The 12,009-nt window shown below is 37.1% G+C and carries 12 protein-coding genes; 8 read left to right on the top strand and 4 right to left on the bottom strand.

The features are described from left to right. The first annotated feature begins 117 nt into the window (after nt 1-117). The 3 genes from ACGHEH_RS10835 (at nt 118) to ACGHEH_RS10825 (ending at nt 1,847) form a co-directional block, all read left to right on the top strand. Nucleotides 118-813, top strand: coding sequence for a class I SAM-dependent methyltransferase (locus ACGHEH_RS10835; RefSeq protein WP_390445072.1), 696 nt, complete (start codon nt 118-120; stop codon nt 811-813). Between the two features lie 34 nt (nt 814-847). Next, a complete protein-coding gene (locus tag ACGHEH_RS10830; protein ID WP_390445070.1) occupies nt 848-1,384 on the top strand; it encodes a DUF924 family protein in 537 nt (178 codons plus the stop codon). 118 nt (nt 1,385-1,502) lie between these two features. Further along, on the top strand, nt 1,503-1,847 hold the full coding sequence (locus tag ACGHEH_RS10825; RefSeq protein ID WP_390445068.1) for a 5-carboxymethyl-2-hydroxymuconate Delta-isomerase: 345 nt from the start codon (nt 1,503-1,505) through the stop codon (nt 1,845-1,847). Between the two features lie 44 nt (nt 1,848-1,891). Here ACGHEH_RS10825 and ACGHEH_RS10820 read toward each other — a convergent pair whose 3' ends face one another. Beyond that, nucleotides 1,892-2,143 (bottom strand): TIGR03643 family protein, encoded by a 252-nt coding sequence (locus ACGHEH_RS10820; RefSeq protein WP_390445065.1) that lies wholly within the window; start codon nt 2,141-2,143, stop codon nt 1,892-1,894. A gap of 288 nt (nt 2,144-2,431) precedes the next feature. Between ACGHEH_RS10820 and ACGHEH_RS10815 the strand changes: the two genes are divergently transcribed. Together ACGHEH_RS10815 and ACGHEH_RS10810 are read left to right on the top strand one after the other, a co-directional pair. Further along, entirely contained in the window at nt 2,432-3,493 is a 1,062-nt protein-coding gene (locus ACGHEH_RS10815) for a hypothetical protein (RefSeq protein ID WP_390445062.1), read from the top strand. A gap of 62 nt (nt 3,494-3,555) precedes the next feature. After that, entirely contained in the window at nt 3,556-4,605 is a 1,050-nt protein-coding gene (locus ACGHEH_RS10810; RefSeq protein ID WP_390445059.1) for a hypothetical protein, read from the top strand. A 22-nt stretch (nt 4,606-4,627) separates the two neighbouring features. On the opposite strand, the gene ACGHEH_RS10805 is transcribed toward ACGHEH_RS10810, so the two are convergent. After that, nucleotides 4,628-5,380: a substrate-binding periplasmic protein gene (locus tag ACGHEH_RS10805; protein ID WP_390445056.1), complete on the bottom strand. Its 753-nt coding sequence runs from the start codon at nt 5,378-5,380 to the stop codon at nt 4,628-4,630. Nucleotides 5,381-5,603: 223 nt separating this feature from the next. Between ACGHEH_RS10805 and ACGHEH_RS10800 the strand changes: the two genes are divergently transcribed. Continuing rightward, nucleotides 5,604-6,443, top strand: a complete 840-nt coding sequence (locus ACGHEH_RS10800) for a delta-class carbonic anhydrase (protein ID WP_390445053.1) — start codon at nt 5,604-5,606, stop codon at nt 6,441-6,443. Nucleotides 6,444-6,508: 65 nt separating this feature from the next. Here the strand turns inward: ACGHEH_RS10800 and htpX are convergent, their stop codons facing one another. Together htpX and ACGHEH_RS10790 are read right to left on the bottom strand one after the other, a co-directional pair. After that, on the bottom strand, nt 6,509-7,375 hold the full coding sequence (gene htpX / locus ACGHEH_RS10795; protein ID WP_390445050.1) for a protease HtpX: 867 nt from the start codon (nt 7,373-7,375) through the stop codon (nt 6,509-6,511). Nucleotides 7,376-7,599: 224 nt separating this feature from the next. After that, the gene (locus tag ACGHEH_RS10790) at nt 7,600-9,039 is read right to left on the bottom strand and encodes a serine hydrolase domain-containing protein (RefSeq protein ID WP_390445047.1); all 1,440 of its coding nucleotides are present in this window, start codon (nt 9,037-9,039) and stop codon (nt 7,600-7,602) included. A gap of 153 nt (nt 9,040-9,192) precedes the next feature. Between ACGHEH_RS10790 and ACGHEH_RS10785 the strand changes: the two genes are divergently transcribed. Continuing rightward, on the top strand, nt 9,193-11,280 hold the full coding sequence (locus ACGHEH_RS10785; RefSeq protein WP_390445045.1) for a winged helix-turn-helix domain-containing protein: 2,088 nt from the start codon (nt 9,193-9,195) through the stop codon (nt 11,278-11,280). A 70-nt stretch (nt 11,281-11,350) separates the two neighbouring features. Continuing rightward, on the top strand, nt 11,351-11,899 hold the full coding sequence (locus ACGHEH_RS10780; RefSeq protein ID WP_390445042.1) for a hypothetical protein: 549 nt from the start codon (nt 11,351-11,353) through the stop codon (nt 11,897-11,899). The last annotated feature ends 110 nt before the right edge of the window (nt 11,900-12,009 follow it).

The raw sequence follows: 12,009 nt of genomic DNA, 5'->3' as shown, positions 1-12,009 counted from the left end.
GAATGGTTATTACAGCAGGGCTTCACTGAAAAAGAAGCGCAAAGAATAAGGTGGTTATCAAAAGATATGAATACACACGATCAATATATGCAAGACTTTCTAACCGTTTTTTAACCTTTGACGCGTTGGGGGCCCGGAGTCGACAGTGAGACCTTCAAAGCGACTTCACATATTCCGAGTAAAGCTTATAACATTTTAGAAATAGGTAGTGGTAAAGGTTTATCAACTTGTTTATTGGCAGAACAGTCTAACGCTCAGATCACAGCCATCGATAATGAACCAATTGAGGTAACAAACTTAGCAGAGTTGATTGAAAGCAAGGGTTACGCTGAACAAGTTACTCCAATGTGTGCGAGCATGTCTGAACTGCCATTTCAGGCACATAGTTTTGATGCCATTTTAGCCGAAAGTTGTGTTTATATTATGGGTTTTGAAGAAGCTCTAAAGCACTGGCAAACTGTGCTCAAGGCAGATGGTTTGATTATTGTCAGTGATTTAATTTGGCTAACTTCGAAGCCAAATGAAAAGTATCAATCATTTTGGTCGACTGAATATCCAGCAATGACAAACGTTGATACGCGTTTGGTGCAAGCTAAAAAGCTGGGTTTTGAGGTGTTAGATGACTTCACAATTAGTGACAAAGCTTGGCAAAACTATTTGCAGCCCTTGCAAGCAAGGGTGAATGCGCTAAAAGCCAGTATGCCAGAGTCACAAGCAATCAAAGATATTCAAAGAGAGCTCGATATTTATCAATCACATTATGGGTCGCAGTTTGGTTATCATTTCTTTGTGCTAAGAAGAAAAGAGTTATAAAGTTAAGCATAAATAGTTAGTTAGGATGTTCGTTATGTACCAACAAGTACTCGATTTTTGGTTTAATGAAATCTCGCCAAAGATGTGGTGGCAAAAAGATTTAGCGTTTGATACTGAAATTGTTCGACGCTTTGGCGTATTACATCAACAAGCGATTCACGGAGAGTTGTTTGAATGGCGAGAGAATGCAGAGTCTAGCCTTGCAGAAGTGATTGTACTCGATCAATTTTCCAGGAATATACATCGAGATACGCCACAAGCTTTTGCTGCAGATCCGCTCGCCTTGGCACTTGCTCAGCAAGCCATTAAAAATGGTTTTGATAAATTAGTTGAGGTTGAGAAACGTAGCTTCTTTTACCTGCCATTCATGCACAGTGAGTCAAAACGTATTCATGAAGAAGCAGTTAAGCTCTATACAGCACATGGCAACGAAAATAACCTAGAATTCGAGCTTAAACATAAAGTGATCATAGACAGATTTAGCCGTTATCCACATCGTAATGAAATTTTAGGCAGAGAATCTACCCAAGAAGAAATCGCTTTTTTGAGTGAGCCAGACTCGAGCTTTTAGGCTTTTATAAACTAACTCACAAATCGCGTGTTAATCGCGCTTTTCTTTTTTTAGCTAAACAGGCTAGGTGAGATAACATCTCTTACTAAATTTATAGATGAAATAATAAGGACTATTCATGCCTCACTTTATATTAGATTGTTCAAACTCTATCCTTGATAATTATACAGAAGAAGATTTGATGGCAAGCATTCATCACGCAGCGAATTCTTCTGACTTATTTGTTGAAAATGAAATTAAGGTAAGGATTAATCCTTATCAAAAATACTTAGTTGGTAATAAAAGTGCTGATTTCATTCATGTATTTGCACACATCATGCAGGGAAGAACTACCGAACAAAAAGCTATGCTTTCTAAGATTATTGTTTCTAAACTTGCTGCACTATTTCCAAATATTGAGAATATCGCGATTAACGTCAGTGATTTTGAGAAAGCAACTTATTGTAATCTTGAGAAGTTATAGATTTTAAGCTTTGAACTTCTCAAGTAATCTATGCATTGCAAACCCTAGCGATGCTTATATTGCGTTTTACAATATCCGCGTGAGATGTCAGGGTTGCGTAACTTAAGATGTTTAGTTTCACGACCCGCCATACGTTTACGCCACATTTTGAAGCTGCTGGCTTTCATTTCTTTCCGCATTAAATTAACGACTTGCGTTTCATTTAAACCATATAAGGTATTAATTGCTTCAAATGGTGTTCTATCTTCCCACGCCATCTCGATTATGCGTGAAACTTCATGCTCTAATAAATCCATACTTTTTTTAAATTCTATGAAAATAACTTTTGTTTCTACGGAAAATCCTCAATTTCAGATTCATTAATTTTTCTATTTTTATGAGTCAGTTGCATCCAAGTATCTTCAATAAACTTTCAAGTTCCAGACATAAAACGTGAATAATTGTAAATGAGATATTGCAATTGTATATATTTCGATCTAATACTCTAATTGAGTCTGGACAGATGTCATACCAGATTTCGCACGGGAAAACTTATTTCGGGTAATCGAAATAAGGCTATTTTTGCAAGAAACTTGGAGGTTGCAATGGGCAATCTGAACACAATGAAAATAACAAGCTTAGTTTTTGCAGTATGGGCTTTAACACTATCTAATGTTGCAAGTGCAACTAGTTATAAAACCGTTTTAATTCATGGTTTTCAACCACAACAGCTGTTGTTCGGCTCGGCAAATACAGTTATCAATGATGGCGAAAGCTATTGGGCTGATTATTGGGGCGCTTTGGCTGATGAAAGAATAGATTGGCCTTCGTTTGAACGCGTTAAAGGTAAAATCGCAACAGACTACGTTTGGCCAAAACTAAAGTCGATGAGTGAACGTGGCGTATGCGATCAAGGTTGTGTACTTGTTACACACTCAACAGGTGATTTGGTCGCACGCTATATAATTGATAACCAAGCAAACTGGTTAAGTTCAGCTGGACTTAAGCCGCTCAATATCATTGCAACATTTGATATTGCAGGTGCTGGTGGCGGCAGTGAATTAGCTGATTTGGCAGTGAATGTGACTCAAGGTGCAACATCTTGGAACCCCCTGATAGAAGCTGCTTTGTATGCTTGGTTGGGCGGCCCATTAACCGATAAATTAGGTGTTTTGAACGACCTTAAAGTAAATAACGCGCGTCAATTGGCTGCGCTACCGAGTGATCGAGCACCAAGACTTAGATTCGTAGGTGAGGGCGATCTATTCCTCGGTGCGACAAAGTTATTTTTAAAAGGCAAAGATGATAGCGTAGTAGCTTCGCATTCAAGCTGTGGAGCTAGCAAAGCTGGTGACTTCGGTAGCTGCTCTTCAAGCATTGCTTTTAATGGCAAAATTTCATCACAAGGTGATGCAGTGACAAGCTTTATGCCAAATCACTATCCAATGTTGATGTCTGATAACTATGATCATTTATCTATCATTCTGAACAAGCAAAGAGGAAAGGTGACAGCGGCAAATGACGCTTTAAGATTGGATAATGGCGATACAATCTCATTTTCTACTTATCAGCAAGATTATGGGTTTTGGATCTTTAAAACACATTACAAATATGTGAGTCAATCTGACTCTCAAAGTATGTCTAAATTGATTTACAACACGTTATAAATTTTAAAATTGAGTAATGTTATTAAGGCCGTATAAATTTACGGCCTTATATGGTCAACACTATGCAAAAGAATAAAATCGTCGTTGGACTCGTTGCTATTAGCTGTATAAGCATTTGGTATTTTTTAGGTTCAAAACAAAACATTGTAAATCAATCACATAAATCGATAAAGGCAGCAAATGTAATCAACCAAGTTGATGAAATGGAATCTTCGCAAGAAACCATTCCAGAGACTAACAAGCCTATGCCTACCAGCTTTGATCAGTCAGTTGCTGAATCTGCTAAAATTATCGCAATTAAATACGAGCAAACGATAAAATTTCCGCCTTATTCTCAGCCGCTTTCCTTAAATGACTTTAGTCTGTTAAATCCAAATTATTTCGAGCCAGTGACTATGGTCACGCAAGATAATAATGCCAAAATATCCATGGTGCTTGAGAAATATCATTTTGTTGCACCTGAGGTTATTAAGGTTCTTATCAAAGGTAGCAATATATATGGTGTGAAGTTGAAGGTGCAGGATGCTGACACGCGTAAGACCTTGTCTAACCATACGATGCAATCTTCAGAAGATGGATACTTAGCTCAAATTAAAGGGAATAGTGACTACCCAGCAAACTTGCAGATCACCGCATTAGTTAATGTAAATGGTGATGAAATCCCCCTTGTTGCTCAAATTAATTACAACCAAAAAAGTGCGGCAATTATAGGTGGATCAAAACCATTTGTTGAAAACGCTGACCTAGTTTTCCCTATAGATATTAAGGTTGAGAGAGCAGGCCTTTACAGAGTGAGAGCAAATTTATTTTCAGGTGGGCAACCTATCGCCTCTTTAGTTTCTGAAGCTAAATTAGAAGTAGGACAAAAACAGGCTTTGTTGCGAGCACATCAAAGTGTACTGCCAAACACAAGTGAATTTGAGCTGGCCACTTTTACTATTGAGAAGCGCTCTACACACCCCGCAGAGCTATCTCGATTTGGTAACTCTGAGATTGAAAAATTGGTATTCGATGATGTTGACCTGTCAGGTATAAACAAAACGCACTACCAACCTAATGAAAACGAAAGAAAGCGTTTGATGTTTTTGAAAGGCATGGCAAATCAGGATTAACCAGTTTACCCGTAATCAAAACTTAATTGTTAACTAAATAACTCATAATAATGGCATCAATCTTAGGTTGTGACTCGTTTATTGCTCCATTAATTATTTTAACTTCGTATGGTGTGAAAGATTTATGGCTAAGTAGAAGGTGGACGGGGTTATCATGCACTATGTAAGGCCATATTTTAATGTTGTCGTGGCCGAGTGTTGTCTTATAGTAATACGCACTGATAGTGTCATCAATAATAAAATCGACGCGGTTTTTAACCAGCATTGAGATGCGGCTGTTAGCACTTGCCAAGCTCACAAACTGCTCTTTGAATTTTTTGTGTTCGAGTAGTTTTTTTAATTCCTTTCCATAGTAAGACCCGATGCTTAAACCAATGGTATGATCTTTTCTGAGAATTTCCTTGAGGTTTTGTATAGGCCTTGGTTTAAACAGAGATATTAATCTCATTTTCTCATCTCGATAGCTTTCTGAGAAAACCCCATACTTTTGTCTTTCGATTGTAAAGCTAGTCATGGTGGAAACATCAATGATACCTTTGCCCATTTCTTCAAAAGTTCTTGCACTGGAGGGAAGTCGCACAAATTTGTAGCATAAACCGGCTTGATCAAATATTGCTTTTACAATCTCAACATCAAGACCTGTTGCTCCAGTACTATCGAAAACGGTTAGAGGAGGCCAGCTAGCTACTACACCAATCTTTTTACAGTTTTGTGCAAGAATAGTCTGTGAAAAAATCAGGCAAGCAAAAGAAAGTAGAAACGTAATTCGCCTCATTGAGAACACCATCATCAACTTTTATTTAAGCATAGAGCAAAAAACATCGAGCGATAGTTGAAAACTTATTATTTTAGCTTCTAATCTTTTGTTTTTTACATATATTTTCATACCTAAAAAAGGTCTTTCTCATTGGTTTTAGATATAATTAACTCATAAGTCTCTATTTATATTGCTAATAATTTTATTGCTAAATTTTTAATCATTAATAACTGAGAGAAATATGAAATTAAAAACACTATGTGCAATGGGTATCATCACATCTACTTCATCTGCTGTCATGGCAGATGTATCAGATAAAGTAATCGCAGAGCAGCGAGCTAACCTTGCTAAAAATACAGAGGGTAAAGGTTTTGGCCCGCAATCTCCGCGCGATATTGATACTTTAGAGGGAGAAAACAACATCGCTTTTAATACTGCGCCTTCTCATAAAGAAATGAACTTGTGTAACATCCACTTCCATAAAAATGCTGAGCATAAAGGCGGCGAATTCACTAGATATGCTGGCAATGGAAATGGCAAAGGTTTTGAAACTGGATTTGTTTATAACGGTGAACTTTCAAAGAAAGAGCTAAAAGCAGTTAAAGGTCAAATTTGTCCTTCTAAAACGGGCGGTCTATTCCCGGGCGACACCATTGAACTTCATTACGTTCATACAACAGCACAAGTAAAACCAGGTCCAACACTGGGTGCTTGTTTAAGTGACTCAATTGCTAACCCGCAATTACGTGTAGAAGCGCAAGTTTATGTGCTTGTAAACGACAAAAATGCGTTAGATTTTGCTGCTCTAACAAAGTTTAGTAAGCAAAATGGCTACTACCAAGCGCTGAATATTCCTAACTATACAGGTGCGCCAGTACAATATGCGGGTTCAACAACGGGTCCAAGCTACAATGAGCAAGGTTCGCCGTTACAAGTGAGTTGGAGCGTTCGCCCACGTGTTGCTAAGGTAAATATCGAGACAGTCGGTGAGTGGTGTAAACACAACGTTTTCAACGAAGACCACGCTCATGGTGTGCGTAACCTAGTTGTTAATTCTGCGCTTATTTCAGACATTGAATAAGACAGACTGAGAAGTAGTATAAAAAGGAGTACTAGCTAGTACTCCTTTTTTAATGTTATTGACGGTTATCTCAACGCATTAATACGTTGTTCAAGTGGCGGGTGAGAAGAAAACATATCAGCAATGCTCTTACCAGATGCAATACCAAACGCCATCATTGAGCCTTCAAGCTGTGATTCATGGTTGGTACGCAGGCGCTCGAGTGCTGCTCGCATTTTATGTGCACCAACTAATTGCGCTGCACCACTGTCTGCAGCAAATTCTCGTTTACGACTAAAGTAGGCCACTACGACTGAAGCTAAAATGCCAAAGATGATTTGGAAAATCATATCAAAAATGAAATAAGTCCAACTACCACCACTGTTTTCACCTTCTTCATCGCTGTTTAAGAAGTTATCAACGATACCTGCAAGTACCTTAGAGATGAAGATAACAAATGTATTTACAACACCTTGTATCAAAGTCAGGGTAACCATATCGCCATTTGCAACGTGAGACACTTCATGTGCTAGAACGGCTTCAGCTTCGTCACGTGTCATATTGTGCATGAGTCCTGTGCTAACAGCAACAAGACTATTGTTCTTACTCGGACCAGTTGCGAACGCATTCATTTCTGGGCTATCGTAAATTGCCACTTCAGGCATATTAATACCTACTTGCTCAGCTTGACGCGCAACCGTTGTCATTAACCAATGTTCAGTTTCATTTCTAGGTTGCTCAATGACATAAGCTCCAGTGGACTTCTTGGCCATCCATTTCGACATAAATAGTGAAATAAACGCGCCACCAAAACCAAACACCGTAGATATCATTAAAATCCCACCGAGACTTCGGTTGCTAATACCAAAGACACTCATTAGGATGGATAAGACAACACCTAAAACGATCATCACCGCTAGGTTTGTAATCAAAAACAACACGACTCGTTTCATAAGACCCCTCAAAAATAAAGCCAATCAGTAATTTGTACGATTATTTGTTTAAAAGTTCAATATTCATCAATATATGGGCGAAATGTTTCGTTTAAATAGTTTCAAACAAAAATTTGGTTTTGTTAATAACTAAATACGTTAATTTTGTGGTTTGGGTTTTAAATAGTACTGCGTTGAATCAGCTAGGATAAAATCCTAGCTGCTTGTGGTGATGTGAAGGATAGTTACAGTCGTTTCATAAGTTGGTTGACTTTTGCGATAACAGGCCAAGCTGATGACTCATAATTACCCAACACAACTAAGATATAGCCTTTTTCTTGATAAATATTTAAACGTGCAGTCATACCTAGGTGTTGGCCGTTATGACCAATAATGGTATTTTCTTCGTCGCCTCTTATTGAAAAGCCATACCCCCAGTTATTTGCGTTAAGCTCAGGTTTTGCACTTAGTGCTTGTTGAGCGAGAGGTTTGCCTATCAATTTGCCATTTTGCAGTGCAATCGCAAACTTATGGAGATCTGACACTGTAGAGTAACCCCCACCAGCAGGACCACCTTTTACAGATTGAAACATTAAATTCTCGGTTATTTGGCCGGTTTCTACTGAAAACCAATAGTTCCTTGCCGTGTTCTTGACGGGCACGTCTAAATCAAAACTGCCGCTATTACGCATATCTGCTTTGGCATAAACGTATTTGTTAATGTAGTCGAAATAGCTTTCACCGGTCACATTTTCGATGATTTTCCCAAGCAGCATCATACCGTTATTGCTGTACCTCCATCTTGAACCAGGTTCAAAGGTCGTATCGATGGAAGCAAGTAGGGGGGTTATATCTTTTAATGATCGGACTTTATTTTGAATTGCATTAAAGCCTTCTCCGTTACCGATCCCCGATGTATGACTCAGCAAATGTTTAATTTTAATTTTTGAGAAATCTCCTTCACCTAAAAGGGTTGGGTCAATATACTTTGTCATAGAGTCGTCTAGTGACATTTTACCTTGTTCAGCTAGCTGCAAAATAGCAGTACTGGTAAACATCTTATTCATCGAACCAATTTGGAATTTCGTATTTAAATTATTAGGCACATCGTAACGTCTTGAAGCTAATCCGTGTGCAGCAGAGAAGAGCACTTTGTCACCTTTAGCGAGTAAAATAGCGCCAGAAAACGCGCCGTTATTCGCCAATCTGGTACTGTAGCTTTTTACTTCTTCGACAAATCTATCATCCGATAATTTAGAAAGATGAGAGGTGTCTTTTGGGTTTTCCCCAATATACCAATCTGTTATAGCACGCTGTTGCTCATTATTGAAATAGATTACCATGCGGTATTGCATATCAATGTTTTTAGAATAAAGCGTACTAATATGTTGTAAGCCGTTGTCTGTTTTTTCCAATTTAGAATCTATGACTTCTAAATTACCAAGGTAAAGTGCTTTATTCATTGAGTAGCCAACATATCTGTCTTTGCCCGTACCTTCCCAGCGTGAAAGCGCATCTTTTGAGAAATGAGAAACAACGAAGTTTTCTATTTTAGACAGGTTTTGACTATTCAGTACGGTTAAAAAAGTATCTGCCACTTTATTGTGATTAAGGGTATTTTCTGCAGCAACTGAGGCGCTGCTAACAACTGCTAACAGAGAAAGTGCAATAAAAGATCGCTTCATGTTGTATTCCTTTTGTATTTAATTGATTAATATGGCTGTCTGCCTTGGTGACTGTTTTACTTTTTTATTTGCAAGCAGGCGATGATGAAGCCATTAAGAACAGATTAAAAAAGGCTTAAGGAAAATATAACTAATAATTACAAAGAGATAAGATTGGATTCGTCATATAAAAATTTACCAGAAAAAATTTCTATCAATGAATTTAGAGTTGATTTTGGCACCGGACAGATTTCGACAGATACAAAAATAGAAGTAATAGAGCCAAAAGTAATGGATTTGCTAAGGGTACTCTGTGGTGCACCTAAACAGGTTCATAGCGCCGAAGTTTTATTTGAAAAAGTTTGGCCCAGATCTATTTACAGCCCTAACTCAGTTAGAAGAAATATAGCTTTACTGAGACAAGCATTATCCGATGAAGATAAAACGCTAATTAAAACCCACCCCAAAAGAGGATATAGTTTAGAAGCCTCGATTAAATTGATTGATAGTGCTAATGAAAAAACACAGCAGCAAGACTCAAGTTTAGAAGCTGAAAAGCCTGTATTACTTCAAAAAAAGTCATTACACCTTGCTCTCATATTTTTAATCGTATGTATTGTTGCGGTTTCTAGTGTAGGTTTATTCAAACCTCAAAAGTCAAATATCCAGCTTTTAAACCTGAGTCCCATAACGTCTAGCAATGATAAAGAACGTTATATGCAGGTTAGTCCAAATGGTCGATATATGGCTTATATTCAGAGTGGTTCTAGTAAGCGTCGATTACTATTGAAAAACCTTGTAACACAAAAGGAGTGGCCTTTAAGTCAAAAGGCTAAAGCTTATACATATCTTGCATGGGATGTTCATTTAAATAGTATTGTCTATTCCTCAAAAGAACAAAATAGCATCTCCTTTAGTCGTATTTTACTTGATGCACAACGAAAACCAGTTTCGGAGCAAATATTATTTCAGCGCCAAGATATCACTTGGAATAGTGTGTTTTTTATTGATGATAAACAGAACCTTTATTATCTGGCTAATAAAAACAGTTCTGAGCACAGTCGTAATGTGAGCTTATATAAACACAATTTAAATACGGGACTTTCAGAGGTACTCTTAGAGCCGAATGATGATTATAAGCCATATAAAATTTCCCTTTCTCAATCACAGTCTCGTCTTGCCATATTAGGATTTAATAAGGCTGGCATTTCTGAAGTGAAGAGCTTAGAGCTGAACTCTATGCGCATAACGACCATTGCTGAGGTTGATCACAACTGGCATTTTTTATCCTGGTTTGAGAACGAAAATGCTCTGCTTTTAAGTAATGGAAGTCAGCTGAAACAATTAAATTTGTCAGGTGACATAACAACACTTGACTATAAGAGTTATAACTTCCTTGTTTACCCTCAAATCGTTAAAAGTAAGTTATATTTTATTGAGGCAAAATCAGATCAAGACATTCTTAAAACAGATCTTCATACGCTGGCAGAACCGGTAAAAGTTGTAGATTCGAATACGGTTGATATGAAACCGAGTTTGTCACCCGATAGTTCTAGTATTGCTTATATATCTCTCAAAAATGGCTTGCCGCAAATATTTATAAGGGACACTTCAACGGGTCAAGAACGCCTAGTATTTCAAAATAAAGAAAATGAATATGCTTTAACACAGGCATTTTGGGATAAACAAGGTAATCGGCTTGTGAGTAGCATCAACAATAAACCTTTTATTATTCATCTTGAAGAAACCCATCATTCTTTGCAATGGCTAGATAAAATAATAGGTGTGCCAAAAGCATGGTACCAATACTCAGAAGCAATCTTATTTGTTGATAAAGGTACTCATAATGACAATCTGAACAGATTTGATTTAATTGCTGAAGTATCTCAAAACTTGCATGTTGAGTTGGCAAATAAACAGGTTTTCTTAGACAACAATGATAATTTACTTAGTTTTGAGGGCAGTGAGATATTTAATCACAGTAATAATACTTCGCTACTAAGCTATCAAGATTCTATCAAACGACTTTATCCTCAAAAAGACGGGTTTTATTATTTAAAAAGCCAGAACCAAAGCTCTCAGTTAGCATACTATCGATTTCAACAACCTAATAAGGCCAATGAGATTTTGAATAGAGACATACAAATTTTCTGTGCCGAATTTTGTAATCAAATTTCTGAAATTAAAGGGAATACAATTTTACTAGAAGTTAGTAAAAGCTCAGCTGATATTCTCAGGTTAGATCTAAAAAAACGTAATTAAGGTACATAGTAACTTTTAAGTTCTATTTAATTTAATTATGATGCTTTTTTTGTTTGGATTGTGAAAACAAGTGATGAAGTTAAAAAGTAACCTATTAATAATAATGATCTTAACCTTCCTATCAGGGTGTGTTGCAGTTAAATATGACCCGTCTAAGCCTCTAGATGAAGAGCAGGGACTAGTATTGGCAAGAATTATGAAAACTGGGCATGCAAGCACCGCCCAGTTTTTAACGAAGAATAAAAACAAAATACTCGATAATTATAGTTTTGTCATGAGGTTAGAAGATAATTTCTTCTTATTCCCAATGTCAGCTGGCACCCACCTTTTTGATGAGGCAATTTATATGCAAGGCTCAGGGTTGGTAAAACCTGATTTAGAGTGTATGGGTGAGTTTGAAATTAAAGCGGGCATGATTAATTATATTGGTGATTTGTACTTCGATATTTCACCAGCTAACAATTACATCATCTTCTCAACACATGGTTCTTCATACAAGGTAGAAGATAATTTTGAAAAGACGAAAAAAATGGCCGAATTAAGATACAAAAATATTGGAGATAAGTTTCAGTTCAACAAATCTGTAGTTGGACCGAGTACTTGTCAAAAGGAAGATTAAAGAAGCTTAAAGGGCTCTTTCACTTTTTTAAAGCAATGTTGAGGTTTTGGCGGGAAATTTGTCAAAATCTCAGCAATGATTTTGTTTATAGACTCTGAGTATTGCTTTTG

This window comes from Pseudoalteromonas sp. MTN2-4, from assembly GCF_042848605.1.
Taxonomy (GTDB): domain Bacteria; phylum Pseudomonadota; class Gammaproteobacteria; order Enterobacterales; family Alteromonadaceae; genus Pseudoalteromonas.
Note: the sequence above shows the minus strand (reverse complement) of the source record. Positions and strands in the feature narration are given on the sequence as shown.